Source organism: Pseudomonas fluorescens, assembly GCF_012974785.1.
GTDB lineage: Bacteria > Pseudomonadota > Gammaproteobacteria > Pseudomonadales > Pseudomonadaceae > Aquipseudomonas > Aquipseudomonas fluorescens_BT.
In genome coordinates, this window is the sequence record NZ_CP027561.1 from 89,888 (window position 1) to 108,905 (window position 19,018).

Below are 19,018 nucleotides of genomic sequence, written 5' to 3' on the forward strand. Positions count from 1 at the left end.
AACCCGCAAGCTGCGGCCCTACTGACGAATCCCACACGGTTACCGCACAGCATGTCCTTGAAGCGTTTTTCCTCCGCGATCTGTTTCTCGCTGTTTGCCCTGCTCGGCTCGATCCCGGCCCATGCCGCAGATGCGCCGGTTTCCCGCCCTCCGGAATGGGCGCAACCGGTCGAAGTGAAATACAACTTCTTCCAGATGTCGCCCACGCTCTATCGCAGTGCGCTGCCTGACGCCGGTGCCGTGCCGTTGCTGCAAAAACTGAAAGTGGCCACGGTCATCAACTTCCTGCCGGAGGCGGACTCGAGCTGGCTGAATGCCCCTGGCATCAATCAGGTGCAACTGCCGTATCGCACCAATCACGTCGATGACAGCGATGTCCTCAAGGCCTTGCGCGCCATTCAGACCGCCGAAGCCAACGGTCCGGTGTTGATGCATTGCAAGCACGGCTCCGACCGTACCGGCCTGATGGCGGCGATGTACCGCATCGTGGTGCAGGGCTGGAGCAAGGAAGACGCCCTGAACGAAATGACCCAGGGCGGTTTCGGTGAAAGCGGTCACTTCAAGGACGGGGTGCGCTACGTGATGCAGGCTGATGTCGACAAGCTGCGCACCGCGCTGGCCAATGGCGATTGCAGCACCAGTGCGTTCGCTACCTGCTCGATGAAGAGCTGGTTCCAGACCGTCAATCTGAAATAACCCGCCGGTTGATGGGGCGGCCGGGGCAAAGCTCTTCAGCGACCGGCCGGCCAATGAACGCCTCCACCGCTTCCAGCAACGGGCGCCCGGCTCCGGGCGCAAAGAACGTTTCCCGGAACGCCCGGCCGGTCTGCGCCCTGAACACCCAGTCAAGACTGAAGCGTTTGAACGCTTCCTGAGCCAGCACCCCTGACCAGACATAGGCGTAAACCGAAGCGTCGTACTGGGTCACCATGTAATCGAAACCATTGGCGAACCGGTGACTGTCGGGCAGTTGCAGACCCATCGTGCGCTGCACGTCGGCGCAAACCTCTTCGACAGAGCGACCGTCGCCGAGAGTGGCGTGCAGCTCGAAGTCGATGATCGCTCCCATCAGTAGCAAAGCCTGTTGCCGACTGGAGTGGGCCTGACTGGCCGAGAGTGCCGCGTCGACCCGTGCAGCGCTCAAGCGCTCGCCAGTCTGGAAATGCGCACCGAGCCACAGCACGAACTCCCGCGACTGGCACCACTGTTCGAACAGCTGTCCGGAAAACTCCGCCGCCTCATGGCCCAGTTGCAAAATGCCGGACAGCGTGTGATGGGGCGAGCGCGTCAATACGTGTTGAAGGCAGTGGCCGAACTCATGAAAAAGTACTCGTAGCTCATTGAGCTCCAGTCGGCATGGATGGCCGTCGGTGGCCGGTGTGAAATTGCTGTAGAGCACGGCAATGGGGAGCGCCGGCCGGCCTTCGACGTTGATCCGACGGTTGCGTAGCGTGAAGGTGCCAGCGTAATCCGCAGCGTTATCGCGATGAAACGGGTCGAGGTAGATGTAGCCGATGACCTGTTCATGCTCGCGGATTTCCAGCAGTCGCACATCGTCATGCCAGTGGTTTGCGCCGATCTGTTCGACGATACGGATCCCGAACATGCGCTCGCAGAACAGGCAGAGTCGGAGCAGGGTGCCATCGAACGCGAAGTAATCACGCAGGTTATCCAGCGCTCCGGGAAACTGTTGCTGACGCCATTGCTCGGCGAGGAAGTCTTCGTCCCATGGCTGGATACGGTCGATTCCGCATTGGCGGGCGAAGGCGGCCAGTTGTTTTGCGTCCTGCTCCAGGATGGGGATCAATTGCGCAACCTGGCACTGGAGAAAATCCCTGACCCAGGTCGTCGTTCCGGCCATGCTCTTTGCCAGACTCAGTTGCGCGGCGTTTTCGTGGCCAAGCAAGCGAGCTTTCTGTTGGCGCAAGGCAAGTAGCTTTGTCAGCACCGGACCGTTGTCGAAGCGTCCGGCCAGTGGCCCCTGATCGGAGGCGCGGGTCGCGTAGGCAACACAGCATTCCTCGCGCAGGGCACGATTCTCGGCGTATTTGAGGATGTGCTGACAGGTGTTCTGGTCCAGGCGAATCAGCCAGCCGTCATGGCCGGCCTGGCGGGCGTTGAGTGCCAGGCGTTCCTTCATCGCCGGAGACAGGCCTGCAAGCAACGTCGGGTCGTCGACACGTTTGCTCCAGGTCTCGGTCCAGCGTTCGAGGTGGGTCAGAAAACTGAATTCCAGACCGCCAATCTCAAGCTTCAACCGGGCCAGTTCCCGCTGCTGCGCAGTGGGAAGCTCGATGCCGGACTGTCTGAATTTGCGCAGTACCCGCGCCAGCACGGTCTTGCGTGACTCATCGAAACCGGCCGCGACCGAGCTCTGCGCCAAACGCTGGTAAGCCTCGAACAACGGGCGATTTCGGGCTTTTTCAGAGCGATAGTGGTTGATCGCGAGATGAGCCTTGGCGCTTTCCACGAGCCAGTCGGCATCGTCGGATCTGACCGTGGACAGTGTTTCGAGAATCGACCGGAATTCACCGATGCGGGCATCGGCTTCGTCGATGCTCAGTACCAGATCGTCCCATCCGGGATTTTCCAACTGAGTGTCGAGCACTTGCGTAATGATTCGTCGCTGGTCGTCGATGAGGGTGTTGATCGCCGGCAGCAGATGTTCAGCGCGAATCGCCGGCCAGGGCGGCAGGATCCAGTGTTGCAGGAGGGGGTTGGAGTCGGGCATGGCAACTTCCTTCGAGGCATGGCGGAAACGGCCAGCCTACGAAGCAAGTGCAGGGGACAGGTGTTAAGCCAATACCACCTTCCACCGCAGCTCGGTGGAAGGTGGTGCCGGATCAGTGTTGCTCGTCAGGTTTTTTCTTCAGCTTCGGGTTCGGGAAGAACTGCACCGCCTGAACCGTTTTGTCCGGAGCAGGCTTGAGCGCGCTGGTGTTGACCCGCGTGCCCAGCTCTTTCGGCACCGACAGCCCTTGGGCATTCAGCGTATCGCTGTAGCCGCACGCCACGCATTCGCGGTGCGGGACATCGTCCTCGCTCCACATCATCAGTTTGTCCGGCTCGCTGCACGCCGGGCAGACCGCCCCGGCGATAAAGCGTTTTTTGGTCTTCACGGGTGCCTCACTCATGCTGCCGCGTCCTCACTCAGGCCGCTGTGGCGCAAGAGTGCGTCAATCGACGGCTCACGGCCACGGAAGTCGACGAACAGCACCATCGGCTCCTGCGAGCCGCCACGGGCGAGGATCGCTTCGCGGAAGGCGCGACCGGTGTCAGCATTGAGCACACCGTCTTCTTCGAATTTGGAGAAGGCATCTGCCGACAGCACTTCCGCCCACTTGTAGCTGTAGTAACCCGCCGCGTAACCGCCGGCGAAGATGTGCGCAAAGCTGTTCGGGAAGCGGTTGTAGGCCGGAGGACGCATCACCGACACCTCGTCACGCACGCCTTCAAGCACCTGCGCGACGCTGCGGCCGTCGCCGTGGGTGGCGTGCAGTTCGAAGTCGAACAGCGAGAATTCCAGCTGACGCACCATCATCAGGCCGGACTGGAAGTTCTTCGCTGCGAGCATTTTTTCCAGCAGGTCCTGCGGCAGTGGCTCGCCGGTTTCGTAATGACCGGAAATCAGCGCCAGGCCTTCCGGCTCCCAGCACCAGTTTTCCATGAACTGGCTCGGCAGCTCGACTGCGTCCCACGCCACGCCGTTGATGCCCGATACGCCGGCATGCTCGACGCGGGTCAGCAGGTGGTGCAGGCCGTGGCCGAACTCGTGGAACAGGGTGGTCACTTCATCGTGGGTCAGCAGCGCAGGCTTGCCGCTGTCGGCCGGGGTGAAGTTGCACACAAGGTTGGCTACCGGACTTTGCAGCACGCCGTCGACGGTGCGGCGACGGTCTCGGGCGCCGTCCATCCAGGCACCGCCACGCTTGTTGGCGCGGGCGTAGAGGTCGAAGAAGAAGCGGCCGACGTGCTGACCGTTTTCCTTGATCTCGAACAGGCGCACGTCCGGGTGCCAGGTGTCGAAGCCTTTCAGTTCAGCGATTTCGATGCCGTACAGGCGCTGAACGATAGCGAACAGCCCGCCCAGCACTTTGTCGATCGGGAAGTAAGCGCGCAGGGTTTCCTGGGCGACGCTGTAGCGTTGTTCACGGAGTTTTTCACCGTAGAAACCGCTGTCCCAGCTTTGCAGATCGGCGCAGCCCTGCTCGGCGGCGTAAGCCTTGAGCTGTTGCAGATCCTGGGCGGCAAACGGTTTGCTGCGCTTGGCCAGGTCACGCAGGAAGCTCAGCACCTGATCGCTGGACTCGGCCATTTTGGTCGCCAGGCTCAGTTCGGAGAAGCTGGAGAAACCGAGCAGTTTGGCCAGCTCCTGACGCAGGTCGAGGATTTCGTCCATCACCGGGCCGTTGTCGTTCTGGCCGGCATTCGGGCCTTGATCCGACGCACGGGTGCAGTAGGCGGCGTAGACTTCTTCGCGCAGCGCACGGTCCTGGGCGTAGGTCATCACCGCGTAGTAGCTCGGGAACTCCAGGGTGATCAGCCAGCCGTCGAGGCCTTTGGCCTGTGCGGCAGCAGCCATTTGTGCCTTGGCCGAATCAGTCAGGCCGGCAAGGGCGGCTTCGTCGGTCAGGTGCTTGGTCCAGGCCTGGGTGGCGTCGAGCAACTGGTTGGAGAAGCGGCTGCCCAGCTCGGACAGCTTGCTCTGCACTTCGGCGTAGCGCTTCTGCTCGGCTTCCGGCAGGTCGATGCCCGAGAGGCGGAAATCGCGCAACGCGTGTTCCAGAATGGTTTTCTGCGCCACGTCGAAACCGGCGGCTTCCGTGCTGTTGGCCAGGGCTTCATAGGCCTGGAACAGCTCGCGGTTCTGACCCATCTCGGTGGAGTAGGCGCTCAATGCCGGCAGGCACGACTCGTAGGCTTCACGCAGTTCGGCGCTGTTGCACACGGCATTGAGGTGGCTGACCGGACTCCAGGCAGCGCCCAGGCGATCATTGAGTTCGTCCATCGCCAGCACCAGCCCGGCCCACGTCGGGTTCTGGCCCTGGGTCTTGAGGATGTCGGCGATGGCGGCGCGGTTGTCGGCCAGGATGGTTTCGATGGCCGGCTGCACGTGTTCGGCACGGATCGCGGAGAACGGCGGCAGGTCGTAGGACTGCAGAAGAGGGTTGTTCACGCTCACGGTTGGCACCTTGGCTGGAAGAAACATGCGCCCATCTTAATTACAATCGACCCCCACCGCAGCTATCGGCGACAGAGAGAGAACTAATCGTGTCCCTTCGCAAGTACCAGAATCACACCCCACGCTTGGGCCAAGGCGCTTTTGTCGACGGCTCGGCGGTGGTGATCGGCGACGTCGAAATCGGTGAAGACAGCTCCGTATGGCCGCTGACCGTGATCCGTGGCGACATGCACCGCATCCGCATCGGTGCCCGCACCAGCGTGCAGGATGGCTGCGTGTTGCACATCACCCACGCCGGCCCGTTCAACCCGGACGGCTTCCCGCTGCTGATCGGCGATGACGTGACCATCGCCCACAAGGTCATGCTGCATGGCTGCACCGTCGGCAGTCGCGTACTGATCGGCATGGGCAGCATCGTCATGGACGGCGCGGTGGTCGAGGACGACGTGATCATCGGTGCCGGCAGTCTGGTGCCACCGGGCAAGCGCCTGGAACGCGGTTTCCTGTACGTGGGCAGCCCGGTGAAACAGGTTCGCCCGCTGACCGACAAGGAAAACGCCTTTTTCACCTACAGCGCGGCGAACTACGTGAAGCTCAAGGACTTGCATCTGGCCGAAGGCTACGACCAGCTCTGACTTTTCTCTCTATTGCCCGGGATTTTTCATGCATTACCAGACCGTACTGTTCGACCTCGACGGCACCCTCACCGATCCGCGTGAGGGCATCACCCGTTCCATCCAGTTCGCGCTGGCCAAACTCGGCATCGATGAGCCGGACCTGACCAGACTGGAACACTTCATCGGCCCGCCGCTGTTGCAGGCGTTCATGCAGTTCTATGGTTTTGATGAAGCGAAGGCGTGGGAGGCGGTGAATTTCTATCGCGAGCGCTTCAAGGTCACCGGCCTTTACGAGAACCGGGTGTTCGAAGGCGTCACGCCGTTGCTGGAAACCTTGAGCGGCCAGGGGCGGCAGTTGTACATCGCGACTTCGAAACCTTGGGTATTTGCTCGGGAAATCGCCCGGCACTTCGATTTCGCCCGACATTTCAAGGTGATCTACGGCAGCGAATTGGACGGCACCCGCACCAACAAGGTCGAACTGATTGCTCACTTGATCGCCGAGGAAGGGCTGGATCCGGCCAATACGCTGATGATCGGTGATCGCAAACACGATTTGATCGGCGCACGCAGCAATGGTCTGGACGCGGCGGCCGTGGGTTACGGTTTTGGCAGCCGTGAAGAGCTCAGCGCGGAAGCGCCGACGTATCACTTCGAGACGCTGGCCGAGCTGCATCAGGCGTTTTTGCAGCGCTGATCGTCAATCCGGGCGAGGGGCAGCCAGCTCACGCAGCGCTGCCTTGCGTTTGTCCGCCGGCAATTTACCCAGCTGTTCGACCCGCGCATAAAACTGCGGCCAATCTCCCTTCACCTGTCTGAACAACGCCGCAAACGCCGGCACCCACTGGTCATACAGCCCGAACGGCAACAGCCGCGCATTGTTCAGCGGTGCTTTGACCCAGGCGTCATAGCGTTTGTCCCCGGCCCACTGGCTGTCGCGCATCACCCGATAGTCCCGGCGAAACCGTTCGAACTCGGCAGTCTTGCGTTCGCGCATCTGCTCGACGGAAATCGGTTGGGCGTACAGCTTCTCCAGTCGGGCACGGGTATCGAGGATCAGTTGAATGAACTGGTCACGACGTTTGAGTTGAGCGTCATTTTCTGGCGGCAAGCCACGAAACGCCCGCCACTGCCGGGTGCCTTCCTGCTCGACAAACGTGGCGTAGGACTCGTTGAACTCGGTGTCGTCCTTCACATAGAAACGTTGATGGCCCAGCTCATGGAAGATCAGCGTGGCCAACCGTTCATCGCCCCAGCCCATCATCGAATTGAGGATCGGGTCATTGAACCAGCCCAGGGTCGAATAGGCTTCGACACCGCCAATCGACACGTCCATGCCTTGCAGGCGCTGAATCGCCGCTTCGCCCCGCGCCGCGCTCTGGCTGTAGTAGCCGCGATAGGCCACGCAGCCGGCAATCGGGAAGCAGTGGTTCTGTGGGCTCAGGGAAAACTCCGGGGTGGCGAAGACATTCCACACCACATACGGCCGGTGGATGTCGGCGTACAGGCGATAGCTCTGGTTGTCGGGCAGGTGCAGGTGCTGGCTGGCGAAATCCCGGGCCTTCTGCGACTGGGTCAGGTGGGCGCGCAGTGTGGCGTCCCGGCTCGGGTCGGCGATCACCTTGGCCACCGGCTCTCGCGCCCGCAGCAATTGCAGTTGACCGCTGGCCAGCTGGCTGTAATAGCCAACGCTGGAACAACCGTTGAGCAACAAAAACAACACACCCGGAAACAAAACCCGCAAAACGCGATCAAGTAACCCAAGGCTTGGAAACGGCCTGACCACAATAAGAACATCCCTGGAAAGTCTGATCGCAAGACTATCCCGCCCATTGGAGCTTCGCCATGCGCATCTTGATACTGACGGGAGGCCTGCTGACGCTGGCCGGTTGTGCCGGATTCGGAATGCCCACCCCTGACCCCTCGCAAGCCTGGATCGATCTGGACGCCCGGCAACAGGACACGGCGCTGCAAGCGCTGGAAGTCGACAGGAAGGCCGCCGTCGACAAACGTTACTTTGAAGTTCAGCCCGGCAGTCATGAACTGAAGGTGCGCTACCAGTTTCCAGTGGAGGCGACCAACATCGGCCCGGATGCCGAGCCGCTGTGGCGCGATTGTCAGTTGAGCCTGAAATTCACGGACTTCAACGCCGGCCAGCGCTATCAGCTCCAGGCTGGCTACATCGGTTTCCGGCCGTGGGCCAAGCTCTATGACCAACAGAAAAATGTAGTCGGCCAAGGCAAACCGGCAGGCTGTCAGCGCGCCTGATCGGCGTTATGCTGGATGTCCGAGTTCACGGACATTCATCATGCGCAAGTCAATGCTGTTGCTGGTTGCCGGTGTGCTCGCCGGTTGTCAGACGCCGATGCCCCCGGTCGACCCGAGCATGGCCTGGGTCGAGTTCTCCACGCCGACCCCCGGCGGGAAACTGCTGATGGCCGAGCGTCTCGACAAGCAGAGCTTGAATGACGGGCGTTTTTTCCAGGTAACGCCCGGCAGCCATGAGTTGCTGGTGCGTTTCGATTTCGAGGCGCCTGGTGGAGGCGGCGGTCTGTTGAACGACCCCGTGGAGCGTCTGTGTTACCTGACCATCCGCTTCGACCATTTCGAAGCGGGTCAGCGTTACGTGTTGGAGGGTCGCTCCCTGATGTTTACTCCCAGTGCCCGGCTGTATAACGCCAAGCGGGAAATCGTCGCCGAGGATCGCGACACCTATTGCGCCATCTAGCGTGAATCAGCGGTCGTTCTTCTGATAGATGATGGCTTTGGTGCCGTTGTCGCAGGTGCCGACGATCATGGCGACGTCGTGTTTTTCAGCCTCCTCTTTGGACACTATCTCCAGGGTGTAGGAGGGCACGGCATTCGCCTGAATCTTGATTTCGATCTCTTGCTTGAGTTCTTCGCAGTCTTTGGGCGCTGCGAAGGCCGACGTTGCCAGCACGCCACAGATAACCGCCAAGGCAAAACGTTTCATGGTTGAAGCTCCATCGAAGCAGCGCGCACGAAGATGCGCGAAAGCTGCTGTCATTTATTCGACCACATTTTTGCCTGGCGGGTTCTGATTAGGCTCAATCCCGTCAGCCAACCAGCGACGCGTCGAGACTGATTTTCGCATTCAGCACCTTGGACACCGGGCAACCTTCCTTGGCCTTGTTGCTCAGCTCTTCGAACTGCGCCTGAGTCGCGCCCGGAATCTTCGCCTTGAGAATCAGCTTCACCGCAGTGATCGCGAAACCGCCGTCAACCTGATCAAGGGTGACTTCAGCCTGGGTATCGATGCTGTCGGCCTTCAGCCCGGCGTCGCCGAGGATCATCGAGAATGCCATGGAGAAACAGCCGGCGTGGGCGGCGCCGATCAGTTCTTCCGGGTTGGTGCCCTTGCCGCCCTCGAAGCGGGCCTTGAAGCCGTACGGCGCTTCCCGCAGGACGCCGGTTTCAGTGGAGATCGAGCCGATGCCGGTTTTCAGGTCACCTTCCCAATGCGCGGATGCCTTCTTCACGATAGCCATGTGTGCCTCCTTCAATTCGGGCGCGAACGCCGCGCCGTCGTGGTTTTTGCCTGCAAGGCTTCTGAGGATAGACGCCGGAACAAAGTTCAGCTCATCTGAATCGTTGACTTTTTTAGTAGGAAATTTCGGGTCGGCTATTGAAACTCGGGTATATGCCCTTATTGCACATGACACGCTTATGAATTGGGCAGGTTTGCGTTCGCCAAGAACACACCTGCGCCCTCAATCGGAGATGCAGGTTTATGAAGCAACTGTCCGACGTAAAGTTTTCAACCCTCGATCTGGTGCCGGTGCGCGAAAACGGCAGCCCGGCGCAGTCGCTGCGCAACTCGCTGGACCTCGCGCAGCATGTCGAAAAATTCGGCTACACCCGGTTCTGGGTCGCCGAGCACCACAACATGGACGGCATCGCCAGTTCCGCCACCACGGTTTTGCTGGGCTATCTGGCCGGCGGCACGTCGACCATCCGCGTCGGCTCCGGTGGCGTGATGCTGCCCAACCACGCGCCGCTGGTGATCGCCGAGCAGTTCGGCACCCTTGAAAGCCTGTATCCGGGGCGGATCGACCTCGGCCTGGGCCGTGCGCCGGGTTCCGATCAGATGACCGCCCGCGCCCTGCGCCGAGAGCGCTCCGGCAGTGCCGACGACTTCCCGGAAGATGTGGCCGAACTGGCGCGGTTCCTCGGCCCGCGTACGCCGGATCAACGAGTGATCGCGATGCCGGGCACCGGCACCAACGTGCCGATCTGGCTGCTCGGGTCCAGCCTGTTCAGTGCGCAACTGGCCGGCGAGCGCGGTTTGCCCTACGCCTTTGCCTCACATTTTGCACCGCGCTTCATGCACGAGGCGATTCGCGTCTACCGCAATCACTTCAAGCCATCGGCGGTGCTCGACAAGCCGTACGTGATGCTCGGCGTGCCGCTGGTGGCCGCCGACACCGACGAGCAGGCCGATTACCTGGCAACCTCGGTGTACCAGCGGATTCTCGCGCTGATGCGTGGGCAAAGTCTGGTGCAGCGTCCGCCGGTGAAAACCATGGACGGCCTGTGGCTGCCACACGAGCGTGAGGCGGTGGGTGATTTCCTCGGTCTGGCGATGGTCGGCAGTCCGCAGAAAATCCGCGCGAAACTCGAAGTACTGGTGGAACAGACCCAGGCTGACGAACTGATCTTCACCTGCGATCTGTACGAACACGCCGATCGCCTGCATTCCTACGAGCTGCTGGCGCAGGTGATGAAGGGCTGAGGTCTGACATCCAGGCACAAAAAAAGCCGACGCATTGCGTCGGCTTCTGTTTTTCCGGCGTGATCAGCCGCGGGTGTAAACGATCTCTTTGGCGCCGCCTTCGCAGGTGCCGACGACTTTGCCGCCACTGGCCGCACCCTTGTCGACAATCTCCAGCGAATACCCGGAAACGCCCTTGGCATCCAGCTTGGCCGCAATTTCAGCCTTCAGTTCTTCACAGGGCTTGCCGGCAGCAAACGCACCACCCGCAAGGCTCAACAAACCTACTGCCAATATGAACTTCTTCATCGGTCGCACTCCCTGGTCGGATTAAAAGAGGCGGGCATCAGGTCGTTTACCCGATGCGCTCACCCTGTAGCGCTTTGCCATTCCTATGGCATTCGGCCAGCGCGCAAGTTCAGAAGCGTAGTCCAAATTCAGCTGCTGGCAATCCTGAACCCGACTTTCAGAGTCACTTGAAAGTGGGCAGCCTTGCCGTCCTTGATGTGGCCGCGGGTATCGACTACTTCAAACCATTCCAGATGCTTGATGCTCTTGTTGGCCTCGGCCAGCGCGTTGTTGATGGCGTCTTCGATGCTGCTGGTGGACGAACCGACCAGCTCGACTTTCTTGTAGGTGTGATGGTCACTCATGGCGATCTCCTTGACGTGTGGAATTGAGCCTAGCAGCGATTTGCGCTGTTGATTTCGGTCGCCGGGAGAAACCGGAGTTCAGATTTTCTGCACTTTCCAGAACCCGTGAAGTCCCAAACAACACACGCCACTCATCACCAATGCAGGAGAGCCACCATGGCCAACACCTCGTTACGCAAAGCCTCGTTGCAAAGCATGGAAGCGGAGATCGAGAGTCTGCTCAAGTCGTTGGAGAGCCTGAAGGACGACGCTTCTGACGAGTCGCGCAAGACCCTCAAGGCGCTCAAGGGCAATGCTGAAAGCGCGCTGAAACACTCGCGCAGTCTGCTCAGCGATGCCTACGAAGAAGTCAAAGTCAAAACCCGCGAGACCGGGATCGCCACCCGTGATTACGCGCAGGAACATCCGTGGACGACCGCCGGTGTGGCGGTCGGTGCGCTGGGTCTGCTGGCCGCTTACTTGCTGTTCAAGCGCGGCGAGTGATCCGCCTGGCGCAGCTCGTTCCTGAGCCACTGCGCCAATTGCCGGGCGCGCCCGTCTGCGGCGCGCTTGGGTAGCCACAACGCCAGTTGCGCCGGGGTTTCACTGAAACCCCACGGCGCGACCAGGCGACCGGCCTTCAAGTCTTCGGTCACCAGCGGTTCCGGCGCGATCGCCACGCCCAACCCTGCGACGGCCGCTTCCAGCAAGTAATACAAATGCTCGAAACCTTGCCCCAGCTTCAACGCCTTGGCGTCGAGGCCGCTTTGCTGCGCCCAGCTCGGCCAGGCTTGCGGGCGTGAAGTCGTGTGCAGCAAGGGTTCGTCGAGCAGGGCGATGGGCGGTGCCGATTGCAGGCGCTGGTAGCCGCTGAACAGCGGGCTCATGACCGGGCCGATGCGCTCGCTGGCCAGCTCATAGACTTGCATGTCTGCCGGCCATGGCGGCTCGGCGAACAGCAGCAATGCATCCAGCCCCGGGCGTCGTGGATCGAGATCGCCTTCTCCGGCCGACAGGTGCAGACGCAAGTCCGGCAGATCGGCATTCAGTCGTCCCAGCCGAGGGATGAACCAGCGCGCCAGCAGACTGCCGGAGCAACCAAGCACGAACGGCGCGTCGGCGGTGCTTTGGGTCAGTTCGGCGCAGACGCTGCGCAAGCGGTCGAACGCCTCGCCGCTGGCGTCGCGCAGACGGATGCCGGCATCTGTGAGTTTCAAGCCGCGACCATCCTTGACGAACAGGCTGACGCCCAGGTGCTCTTCAAGCGCCTTGAGCTGGCGACTGACCGCACCGTGCGTTACGTGCAGCTGTTCGGCAGCCTGGCTGACGCTGTTCAGCCGGGCGGTGGCTTCGAAGGCGCGCAGGGCGTTCAGCGGGGGAAGGTCATGGCTCATGATATCTGTGAGTTTTCCTGACAGGTTGTGGCGATCTTATCGGTTTTCAGCCTGGAAGGTCAGGGGTAGAGTGAACGCCATTGTCTTCTCGTGAAATCCGCTGGAGCGAACCATGACCCAGACTTCGAACACCTCCGATCTGCGTAACGGCCCTGACGCCAACGGCCTGTTTGGCTCGTTCGGCGGCCGTTACGTCGCCGAAACCCTGATGCCGTTGATCCTCGACCTGGCCCGCGAATACGAAGCGGCCAAGGAAGATCCGGCGTTCAAAGAAGAATTGGCCTACTTCCAGCGCGACTACGTCGGACGTCCGAGCCCGCTGTATTTCGCCGAGCGCCTGACCGAGTTCTGCGGTGGCGCCAAGATCTACCTCAAGCGCGAAGAGCTGAACCACACCGGCGCGCACAAGATCAACAACTGCATCGGCCAGATCCTGCTGGCGCGACGCATGGGCAAGAAACGCATCATCGCCGAGACCGGCGCCGGCATGCACGGCGTGGCCACCGCCACCGTGGCCGCGCGTTTCGGTCTGGATTGCGTGATCTACATGGGCACCACTGACATCGAACGTCAGCAGGCCAACGTGTTCCGCATGAAGCTGCTGGGCGCCGAAGTGATCCCGGTGGTCGCCGGCACCGGCACCCTGAAAGACGCGATGAACGAAGCACTGCGTGACTGGGTGACCAACGTCGACAGCACCTTCTACCTGATCGGCACTGTGGCCGGACCGCACCCTTATCCAGCCATGGTTCGCGACTTCCAGGCGGTGATCGGCAAGGAAACCCGCGATCAACTGCAAGCCCAGGAAGGTCGTCTGCCGGACAGCCTGGTGGCGTGCATCGGCGGCGGTTCCAACGCCATGGGCCTGTTCCACCCGTTCCTTGATGACAAGAGCGTCGAGATCATCGGTGTCGAAGCCGCCGGTTACGGCATCGAAACCGGCAAACACGCGGCCAGCCTCAACGGCGGCGTACCGGGTGTGTTGCACGGCAACCGCACTTTCCTGCTGCAGGACGACGATGGCCAGATCATCGACGCCCACTCGATTTCCGCCGGCCTCGACTACCCGGGCATCGGCCCGGAGCACGCCTGGTTGCATGACATCGGCCGCGTCCAGTACACCTCGGTGACTGACGACGAAGCCCTCGCTGCGTTCCACCAGTGCTGCCGCCTCGAAGGCATCATCCCGGCACTGGAAAGCGCCCATGCCCTGGCCGAAGTATTCAAACGCGCACCGAAGCTGCCGAAGGATCACCTGATGGTGGTCAACCTGTCCGGCCGCGGCGACAAAGACATGCAGACCGTCATGCACCACATGGAACACTCTCAACAAGAGCAATCGAAGCAGGAGAAACACTGATGAGCCGCCTGCAAACCCGCTTTGCCGAACTCAAGGAACAGAACCGCGCCGCCCTGGTGACCTTCGTCACCGCTGGTGACCCGGACTACGACACTTCGCTGGCCATCCTCAAAGGCCTGCCGAAAGCCGGTGCCGATGTGATCGAGCTGGGCATGCCGTTCACCGACCCGATGGCCGACGGCCCGGCGATTCAGCTGGCGAACATCCGTGCCCTGGGCGCCAAGCAGAACCTGATCAAAACCCTGCAAATGGTCCGCGAGTTCCGCAAGGACAACAGCGACACACCGCTGGTGCTGATGGGTTACTTCAACCCGATCCACAAGTTCGGCGTCGAGCGCTTCATCGCCGAAGCCAAAGAGGCCGGCGTTGACGGCCTGATCGTGGTCGACATGCCACCGGAGCACAACTCGGAGCTGTGCGACCCGGCCCAGGCTGCAGGCATCGACTTCATCCGCCTGACCACACCAACCACCGATGACGCACGTCTGCCGAAAGTGTTGAACGGCAGCTCCGGCTTCGTCTACTACGTTTCGGTTGCCGGTGTGACCGGTGCTGGTGCGGCGACGCTGGAGCACGTCGAGGAAGCGGTGGCGCGTCTGCGTCGTCACACCGACCTGCCGATCAGCATCGGTTTCGGTATCCGTACGCCGGAGCAGGCTGCGTCCATCGCGCGTCTGGCCGATGGCGTGGTGGTAGGGTCGGCGCTGATCGATCACATTGCCAATGCGACCACGCCGGATCAGGCCATCGACGGCGTGCTGAGCCTGTGTTCGGCGCTGTCCGAAGGCGTGCGTAAGGCTCGCGTCAGCTGAAGGTAACGTTCCTGATAGAGAGGAATTAGCACCTCGAGGCACAGACTAACGAGGGGTTCAGAACCACGTTCTGAATCCCTTTTTGCTGTTGGTGCGGTGAGGAAACCCCGTGAAAATGCCGAAACGTCTGATTGCCGGTCTGGGCGTGCTGATGATCAGCGCGACGCCGCTGCTGGCCAGCGCCGATCCACGCGATGATCACGACCACGGCGGCCTGCAACAGGGTCATTTCGACGATCGCGGTGGCGATATCGTGTTGATCGCAGTCGGTACCGGGATCGTCTACGAAGTTCTGGACGGCGTTCTGTATTGATTGGCAGGCAATAAAAAAGACCGCAGCCTTTCACAGGCTGCGGTCTTCTTTTTTCAGCGCCGTTGTTTTCAGGGCAGTTCCAGGCCGCCCGAGGCTTTGTGCAGTTTGCGCAAATGCTCGCCGATCTGCTTCACGTTGGCTTCGTTGGCGGCAATCTCCGCCGCTCGCTTCGGTTCCAGCAGCGCGCGTACCTCCTTGTCCAGATCACCGCTGAGCACCAGCAGCTGTTTCTGACGCTGGCTGCTTTCGGCTTCCAGTCGACTGAATTCGCTGGGTTGCGGCAGGCCGTAACCACGAGAATCGAGCAATTCTGCCGGGCGACTGAGGAAGCCGCTGTTGGCGAGGATCTGCTGCAACGTGGCGTTGGCCTTGTCCATGCCGCCGTTTTCCAGCTCCCGGGCGCCGAGGTAGCGCTGCTTGACCTCATCCTGGGCCAGCAACAACTGACGACGGAAACTCGCCTGTTCCAACAGCAGCAATGCAGCGCTGGTGCGCAGGTCGGCGCGTTCGAACCAGGGCCGTCGCTCCTCGGCAGACAGCGACAGCCATTCCTCGACGCTGGTCTGCTTGATCGGCAATTGCTTCTTCAGCACCTCGAACATCGCCTGATAACGATCGCGAAACGAGTCGAAGCGGTAACCCAGGCGCAAGGCCTCTTTCGCGTTGTCCAGCACGCTGGTATCCGCCAGGCCCCGGCCCTTGAGCACTTCCAGCAGGCCATTGGGCATGATGCTGTCGAGGCCGACCAGTTGCGAATTGTTGCTGCCGCTACGCAGCAGCTTCAGGCTTTCCACCGCGCAGTTGTTGGACAGGAAGAAGTAGTTGCCGTCGTAGCTCCAGTGCATTTCGGCGGCGTGTTCGACCACGTCTTCGATCTCGCTGCGGGACAGGTTCAGCGGCACGGAGGCGAGGCTGCGCAATTCGGTCTTGGTGTATTCGTCGATCACTTGCGCCAGTGGCAGGACAAACAGACGCGACGGGTATTTGCCGACCAGTCCATCCCAACTCGACAGCTGCACATCGCCGACGAATGCGCGGTAGGACAGCACCAGGTGCTGATCCAGGTCCAGTCGGCAATCCGGCCCGCGAGGCCGACCCGGGGCGCAGATCACCAGGCGCAGCATGCTGTGCCCCCAGCGGCTGACCCAGTTCTGATTCGCTTCGGCCAGCAGGTAGTCGATGGCGTAGACCCGCTCCGGATCGACCTGCCCCAGTGGCTGCTTGGCAAAGTCGTTGCCGGCGTTGAGGAAGGCGAAGGATTTGGCGCAGGTGTCCTTTTCCGGCGGCGCCCAGCCGAAGTGTTCCTTGTAATAGCGATACAGCGCCGGGCGGCGGCAGGCGTAGCTCGGGTCGAGGAGGAAGTACTCCATGTTGACCGCGACGAACTCCTTCGGATTGGAGATTTCGTACAGATCCGGGCTGCGGGCGATTTGCCGGTTGTGCTGTTCACGCTCGCCACGGCGGCCGACGTATTGCTGCCAGCCGGCGAGGTCGAGCAGGCGCGGGTCATCGCTGAGGGTGAAGCGCCGGTCATTCTGGCCACGGCATTCATCCGGCAGGCCGATCAGCCCGGCGCTGTTGTTGCGGCGCGTGCAGCGCTGGATCAGCGTGCGTTCGGCGGCCGGCCACAGGCGTGCGCGATCATAAATGTGGGTGATTTCATGCAGTACCGTGGCCAGCAATTCCTGACGCACAGTGCCGTGGGGCCGACTGGTCTTTTGTTTGGCCGCGCTGCCGTCGGTGAGACTGGCGAGCAGTTTGCGGTTCAGGTCCAGTTCGGAGACCAGCGTTGCCTGGCCATAGGCGTTGGCGGGCATGTCGTCGGTCCAGCCGACATCGATGCGTCGATCCAGGCGCTCGATGAAGCTGGGCGGCAGCTTGCGCATCGCTTCATCGAGCAGGGCCTGACTGGCCTGTTGTTGGGCAGGGCTCAGACCGTCGGTCTTGAGCCGCAGTTGCAGGCTGGCGTGAGCGTTACTGCCGATCAGCAGCAGCGCCCCGGCCAGCAGCCAGGCGCTGAGTGACTTCACAATGCGAGGATGGCTTCGGCGAGTACCTGATCACTGGCGTCGCGGGCTTCCGGCACGCGGGTGCGCAAGGTGTTGAGGGCGGCTTCCAGATGCGCACCACGGATATCACCGTTGCTGGCGACGAAGCTGGCGGCGTCGTCGTGGGCTTCGCGGATGATTTTCGAATCGCGGATCGATGTGGTGGTGTCGGAGGTGAAATCGATGGTGCGCTGGGAGGCACGAACGATGATGTTACTGGTGGCTACCAGGGTGTGCGCCTGGGCCATATCGGCCAACAACAGCAGGCCAAGGGCGGCAGCAATCAGCGGGCTACGCATGGAACGACTCCGGAGGGGGCAAGAATAACTATTGGACGAGAATTGCCTGTGCCAGTTCAAGGTCGCTTACATGAAGTTTTGGCCGGGATTTACGCAGGTAATGCAACGCGGATTCCAGCTGGGCGCCTCGCAACTGGCCGTCACTGGCAACGAATGCCGCGGCATCGTCGTGGGCGGCGAGCAACAGTTTACGGTCGAAAGGCGCGGAAGACACCATGCTGGTGGCGTAACCGCTGACAACGGTGTTTTGCGTCGAGACGTCAAAGGCATCGACTGACGTCGCCCAGCAGGACGTGAACAGAACGGACGGGATGAGCAGATTTGAAAGAAAACGCATGAGTCTCGGGTGCTGTTAGTGAGCCCCAAGGCTAGCGCAATGCCCGGGCCAGAGCCAGCGGCGAAACATCGGGACACGACGGACGTGTCCCTTCACGCAACGTCGGATCAGATCGCCAGGATGGCTTGCGCCAGTTGTGCATCGGTCGCATTCAGTTGCGGAGCCTGATGGCGGATAAGGTCCAGGGCGCTCTCCAGTTTCACGCCGCGGATCTGGCCTTCGCTGGCAACGAAGCTGGCAGCGTCGTCACGGGCAGCGATCACGACTTTGTTGTCACGCAGCGAAGAGCTGACGTCGGAAGTCGCGTCCGAAGAGGACTTCAGGGCGCCAACAACGGCGTCGGTGGTCACGATGAAGCTGGAGGCGCTGGCATTGGCTGCCACGGCCAGCAGGGCGGCAGCACTGAGCAGGCGAAGACGGGACATGGTGTAACTCCTCTGGAAGTTTCGTATTGAGAGGTGGCTTGGTGTCTGGGAAGTCAGACGCCAGTCGCACGGCATTCGCCACGTTCTGCCCGGATATTAGGCCTGTGTGGGAGGTTTCGCACAGAGGGCAAAATGCTAGCGCCAGAAAGGTTTTTCCAGTTCGTTGAGTCGATCCGTGTGGCTCAGGCCGAGATCGGCGAGCTCCCGTCCATCGAGTTGAGCCAGCAGACGCCGTGTCCTGGCGCGCTCCAGACCCTGCCGGAAACCTCTGAATAGCCGCCGTAGGCGACCGAAACGAAGAGAACGATCGGCCGAAACTGCTGAAACATCCTGTATGTGATTCATGACGTCTTCCTTATTCCAGTTAAGGCGGAAGGTCATGTTGAGCCGAATGCGGTGAGCACGGCAGATACACCGCGGCAAAATTGTACTGGTTCAGTTATGGTTATATTAAAACTGTACCTGTCTGCGGTACACGCTCCTGTACCGGATGTTTTCCTGGCCTAAAACGACAAGACCCGTCGCGGTTTCCCGCGACGGGTCTTGTGTGTTCAATTCGGGTTGCTGGCGGTGGGTCTAGCGACCAGAGCCAGCGACGCTACTTAGCGCCAGAACGGCTTGCTCAGCTCTTCGTAGCGTTGTGCTTCGCTGATACCGGCGTCAGCCAGCAGACGCGAATCCAGACGAGCCAGTTGGTGGCGGCTGGAGATGCGGCGCTGCCACAACATCAGGTTGGCGATAACGCGCAGAGGCAGGGAAGCCTGGGTTTTTGCAGCTTTGTCTTCGAAGAACAGTTCGGAACTGAGTGTACGTTCCATGGTTGACATCCTTCCGCTTGTGGCGGGATCAGGTAGTGGTTTAACTGGT

25 protein-coding genes are annotated in these 19,018 nt (G+C 61.1%); 10 read left to right on the forward strand and 15 right to left on the reverse strand.

The genetic code is table 11. The annotated features are described in order from the left end of the window. Positions 1-51 precede the first annotated feature (51 nt). Complete coding sequence (locus C6Y56_RS00420; protein ID WP_169428275.1) at positions 52-696, forward strand: dual specificity protein phosphatase family protein; 645 nt, start codon at positions 52-54, stop codon at positions 694-696. Here the strand turns inward: C6Y56_RS00420 and C6Y56_RS00425 are convergent. From C6Y56_RS00425 to prlC, 3 genes are all read right to left on the reverse strand, one after another. Then, on the reverse strand, positions 683-2,731 hold the full coding sequence (locus C6Y56_RS00425) for a M3 family metallopeptidase (RefSeq protein WP_169428276.1): 2,049 nt from the start codon (positions 2,729-2,731) through the stop codon (positions 683-685). The genes C6Y56_RS00420 and C6Y56_RS00425 overlap by 14 nt on opposite strands. Before the next feature lie 112 nt (positions 2,732-2,843). Next, positions 2,844-3,134, reverse strand: a complete 291-nt coding sequence (locus tag C6Y56_RS00430) for a YheV family putative zinc ribbon protein (RefSeq protein WP_007953955.1) — start codon at positions 3,132-3,134, stop codon at positions 2,844-2,846. Continuing rightward, on the reverse strand, positions 3,131-5,209 hold the full coding sequence (prlC, locus tag C6Y56_RS00435; protein WP_169428277.1) for an oligopeptidase A: 2,079 nt from the start codon (positions 5,207-5,209) through the stop codon (positions 3,131-3,133). Before prlC ends, C6Y56_RS00430 begins: the two co-directional genes overlap by 4 nt. A 62-nt stretch (positions 5,210-5,271) precedes the next feature. Here prlC and C6Y56_RS00440 point away from each other — a divergent pair, with 62 nt between their 5' ends. Next, positions 5,272-5,817 carry a gamma carbonic anhydrase family protein gene (locus C6Y56_RS00440; RefSeq protein ID WP_169428278.1) on the forward strand — a complete coding sequence of 182 codons (546 nt, stop codon included), beginning with the start codon at positions 5,272-5,274 and terminating at the stop codon, positions 5,815-5,817. Between the two features lie 28 nt (positions 5,818-5,845). Beyond that, positions 5,846-6,496 carry an HAD family hydrolase gene (locus C6Y56_RS00445; RefSeq protein ID WP_169428279.1) on the forward strand — a complete coding sequence of 217 codons (651 nt, stop codon included), beginning with the start codon at positions 5,846-5,848 and terminating at the stop codon, positions 6,494-6,496. Positions 6,497-6,499: 3 nt separating this feature from the next. Here C6Y56_RS00445 and C6Y56_RS00450 read toward each other — a convergent pair whose 3' ends face one another. Further along, positions 6,500-7,585 carry an aminopeptidase gene (locus tag C6Y56_RS00450; RefSeq protein WP_169428280.1) on the reverse strand — a complete coding sequence of 362 codons (1,086 nt, stop codon included), beginning with the start codon at positions 7,583-7,585 and terminating at the stop codon, positions 6,500-6,502. Between the two features lie 59 nt (positions 7,586-7,644). Here C6Y56_RS00450 and C6Y56_RS00455 point away from each other — a divergent pair, with 59 nt between their 5' ends. Both C6Y56_RS00455 and C6Y56_RS00460 read left to right on the forward strand, forming a co-directional pair. After that, the gene (locus tag C6Y56_RS00455; protein ID WP_169428281.1) at positions 7,645-8,067 is read left to right on the forward strand and encodes a hypothetical protein; all 423 of its coding nucleotides are present in this window, start codon (positions 7,645-7,647) and stop codon (positions 8,065-8,067) included. Positions 8,068-8,107: 40 nt separating this feature from the next. Further along, positions 8,108-8,527: a hypothetical protein gene (locus C6Y56_RS00460; protein WP_169428282.1), complete on the forward strand. Its 420-nt coding sequence runs from the start codon at positions 8,108-8,110 to the stop codon at positions 8,525-8,527. Between the two features lie 6 nt (positions 8,528-8,533). On the opposite strand, the gene C6Y56_RS00465 is transcribed toward C6Y56_RS00460, so the two are convergent. Both C6Y56_RS00465 and C6Y56_RS00470 read right to left on the reverse strand, forming a co-directional pair. Then, positions 8,534-8,773: a DUF1161 domain-containing protein gene (locus C6Y56_RS00465; protein WP_074689739.1), complete on the reverse strand. Its 240-nt coding sequence runs from the start codon at positions 8,771-8,773 to the stop codon at positions 8,534-8,536. 103 nt (positions 8,774-8,876) lie between these two features. Then, positions 8,877-9,308, reverse strand: coding sequence for an OsmC family protein (locus C6Y56_RS00470; RefSeq protein WP_007953923.1), 432 nt, complete (start codon positions 9,306-9,308; stop codon positions 8,877-8,879). Between the two features lie 242 nt (positions 9,309-9,550). Here C6Y56_RS00470 and C6Y56_RS00475 point away from each other — a divergent pair, with 242 nt between their 5' ends. Then, a complete protein-coding gene (locus tag C6Y56_RS00475; protein WP_169428283.1) occupies positions 9,551-10,552 on the forward strand; it encodes an LLM class flavin-dependent oxidoreductase in 1,002 nt (333 codons plus the stop codon). Positions 10,553-10,615: 63 nt separating this feature from the next. Here C6Y56_RS00475 and C6Y56_RS00480 read toward each other — a convergent pair whose 3' ends face one another. Further along, positions 10,616-10,840: a DUF1161 domain-containing protein gene (locus C6Y56_RS00480; protein ID WP_169428284.1), complete on the reverse strand. Its 225-nt coding sequence runs from the start codon at positions 10,838-10,840 to the stop codon at positions 10,616-10,618. Positions 10,841-10,968: 128 nt separating this feature from the next. Then, positions 10,969-11,184, reverse strand: a complete 216-nt coding sequence (locus C6Y56_RS00485) for a dodecin (RefSeq protein ID WP_003220389.1) — start codon at positions 11,182-11,184, stop codon at positions 10,969-10,971. Between the two features lie 156 nt (positions 11,185-11,340). Between C6Y56_RS00485 and C6Y56_RS00490 the strand changes: the two genes are divergently transcribed. After that, the gene (locus tag C6Y56_RS00490; RefSeq protein ID WP_007953918.1) at positions 11,341-11,667 is read left to right on the forward strand and encodes a DUF883 family protein; all 327 of its coding nucleotides are present in this window, start codon (positions 11,341-11,343) and stop codon (positions 11,665-11,667) included. Here C6Y56_RS00490 and C6Y56_RS00495 read toward each other — a convergent pair. Continuing rightward, complete coding sequence (locus tag C6Y56_RS00495; protein WP_169428285.1) at positions 11,640-12,557, reverse strand: LysR family transcriptional regulator; 918 nt, start codon at positions 12,555-12,557, stop codon at positions 11,640-11,642. The genes C6Y56_RS00490 and C6Y56_RS00495 overlap by 28 nt on opposite strands. 112 nt (positions 12,558-12,669) lie before the next feature. On the opposite strand from C6Y56_RS00495, the gene trpB reads away from it, so the two are divergent. From trpB to C6Y56_RS00510, 3 genes are all read left to right on the forward strand, one after another. Then, entirely contained in the window at positions 12,670-13,917 is a 1,248-nt protein-coding gene (trpB, locus tag C6Y56_RS00500) for a tryptophan synthase subunit beta (protein ID WP_064379337.1), read from the forward strand. Next, a complete protein-coding gene (gene trpA / locus C6Y56_RS00505) occupies positions 13,917-14,729 on the forward strand; it encodes a tryptophan synthase subunit alpha (protein WP_007953915.1) in 813 nt (270 codons plus the stop codon). The genes trpB and trpA overlap by 1 nt, the downstream gene beginning before the upstream one ends. 109 nt (positions 14,730-14,838) lie before the next feature. Beyond that, on the forward strand, positions 14,839-15,042 hold the full coding sequence (locus C6Y56_RS00510; protein WP_169428286.1) for a hypothetical protein: 204 nt from the start codon (positions 14,839-14,841) through the stop codon (positions 15,040-15,042). Positions 15,043-15,110: 68 nt separating this feature from the next. Here C6Y56_RS00510 and C6Y56_RS00515 read toward each other — a convergent pair whose 3' ends face one another. The 6 genes from C6Y56_RS00515 to C6Y56_RS00540 form a co-directional block, all read right to left on the reverse strand. Continuing rightward, complete coding sequence (locus tag C6Y56_RS00515) at positions 15,111-17,072, reverse strand: DUF4105 domain-containing protein (protein WP_169428287.1); 1,962 nt, start codon at positions 17,070-17,072, stop codon at positions 15,111-15,113. Next, the gene (locus tag C6Y56_RS00520; protein WP_065260625.1) at positions 17,069-17,389 is read right to left on the reverse strand and encodes a DUF2388 domain-containing protein; all 321 of its coding nucleotides are present in this window, start codon (positions 17,387-17,389) and stop codon (positions 17,069-17,071) included. Before C6Y56_RS00520 ends, C6Y56_RS00515 begins: the two co-directional genes overlap by 4 nt. Before the next feature lie 28 nt (positions 17,390-17,417). Continuing rightward, complete coding sequence (locus tag C6Y56_RS00525) at positions 17,418-17,726, reverse strand: DUF2388 domain-containing protein (protein WP_169428288.1); 309 nt, start codon at positions 17,724-17,726, stop codon at positions 17,418-17,420. Positions 17,727-17,833: 107 nt separating this feature from the next. Further along, positions 17,834-18,151 (reverse strand): DUF2388 domain-containing protein, encoded by a 318-nt coding sequence (locus C6Y56_RS00530; protein ID WP_169428289.1) that lies wholly within the window; start codon positions 18,149-18,151, stop codon positions 17,834-17,836. Between the two features lie 135 nt (positions 18,152-18,286). Further along, positions 18,287-18,496, reverse strand: coding sequence for a DUF1127 domain-containing protein (locus C6Y56_RS00535; RefSeq protein ID WP_169428290.1), 210 nt, complete (start codon positions 18,494-18,496; stop codon positions 18,287-18,289). A gap of 257 nt (positions 18,497-18,753) precedes the next feature. Then, the gene (locus C6Y56_RS00540; RefSeq protein ID WP_003220409.1) at positions 18,754-18,969 is read right to left on the reverse strand and encodes a DUF1127 domain-containing protein; all 216 of its coding nucleotides are present in this window, start codon (positions 18,967-18,969) and stop codon (positions 18,754-18,756) included. Positions 18,970-19,018: the final 49 nt, after the last annotated feature.

Excerpts from the sequence above, each read along its gene's own strand:
- C6Y56_RS00420 (WP_169428275.1), top strand. The coding sequence starts at position 52 with ATGTCCTTGAAGCGTTTTTCCTCCGCGATCTGTTTCTCGCTGTTTGCC.
- C6Y56_RS00425 (WP_169428276.1), bottom strand. The coding sequence starts at position 2,731 with ATGCCCGACTCCAACCCCCTCCTGCAACACTGGATCCTGCCGCCCTGG.
- C6Y56_RS00430 (WP_007953955.1), bottom strand. The coding sequence starts at position 3,134 with ATGAGTGAGGCACCCGTGAAGACCAAAAAACGCTTTATCGCCGGGGCG.
- prlC (WP_169428277.1), bottom strand. The coding sequence starts at position 5,209 with ATGTTTCTTCCAGCCAAGGTGCCAACCGTGAGCGTGAACAACCCTCTT.
- C6Y56_RS00445 (WP_169428279.1), top strand. The coding sequence starts at position 5,846 with ATGCATTACCAGACCGTACTGTTCGACCTCGACGGCACCCTCACCGAT.
- C6Y56_RS00455 (WP_169428281.1), top strand. The coding sequence starts at position 7,645 with ATGCGCATCTTGATACTGACGGGAGGCCTGCTGACGCTGGCCGGTTGT.
- C6Y56_RS00460 (WP_169428282.1), top strand. The coding sequence starts at position 8,108 with ATGCGCAAGTCAATGCTGTTGCTGGTTGCCGGTGTGCTCGCCGGTTGT.
- C6Y56_RS00465 (WP_074689739.1), bottom strand. The coding sequence starts at position 8,773 with ATGAAACGTTTTGCCTTGGCGGTTATCTGTGGCGTGCTGGCAACGTCG.
- C6Y56_RS00470 (WP_007953923.1), bottom strand. The coding sequence starts at position 9,308 with ATGGCTATCGTGAAGAAGGCATCCGCGCATTGGGAAGGTGACCTGAAA.
- C6Y56_RS00475 (WP_169428283.1), top strand. The coding sequence starts at position 9,551 with ATGAAGCAACTGTCCGACGTAAAGTTTTCAACCCTCGATCTGGTGCCG.
- C6Y56_RS00480 (WP_169428284.1), bottom strand. The coding sequence starts at position 10,840 with ATGAAGAAGTTCATATTGGCAGTAGGTTTGTTGAGCCTTGCGGGTGGT.
- C6Y56_RS00485 (WP_003220389.1), bottom strand. The coding sequence starts at position 11,184 with ATGAGTGACCATCACACCTACAAGAAAGTCGAGCTGGTCGGTTCGTCC.
- C6Y56_RS00490 (WP_007953918.1), top strand. The coding sequence starts at position 11,341 with ATGGCCAACACCTCGTTACGCAAAGCCTCGTTGCAAAGCATGGAAGCG.
- C6Y56_RS00495 (WP_169428285.1), bottom strand. The coding sequence starts at position 12,557 with ATGAGCCATGACCTTCCCCCGCTGAACGCCCTGCGCGCCTTCGAAGCC.
- trpB (WP_064379337.1), top strand. The coding sequence starts at position 12,670 with ATGACCCAGACTTCGAACACCTCCGATCTGCGTAACGGCCCTGACGCC.
- trpA (WP_007953915.1), top strand. The coding sequence starts at position 13,917 with ATGAGCCGCCTGCAAACCCGCTTTGCCGAACTCAAGGAACAGAACCGC.
- C6Y56_RS00520 (WP_065260625.1), bottom strand. The coding sequence starts at position 17,389 with ATGCGTAGCCCGCTGATTGCTGCCGCCCTTGGCCTGCTGTTGTTGGCC.
- C6Y56_RS00525 (WP_169428288.1), bottom strand. The coding sequence starts at position 17,726 with ATGCGTTTTCTTTCAAATCTGCTCATCCCGTCCGTTCTGTTCACGTCC.
- C6Y56_RS00530 (WP_169428289.1), bottom strand. The coding sequence starts at position 18,151 with ATGTCCCGTCTTCGCCTGCTCAGTGCTGCCGCCCTGCTGGCCGTGGCA.
- C6Y56_RS00535 (WP_169428290.1), bottom strand. The coding sequence starts at position 18,496 with ATGAATCACATACAGGATGTTTCAGCAGTTTCGGCCGATCGTTCTCTT.
- C6Y56_RS00540 (WP_003220409.1), bottom strand. The coding sequence starts at position 18,969 with ATGGAACGTACACTCAGTTCCGAACTGTTCTTCGAAGACAAAGCTGCA.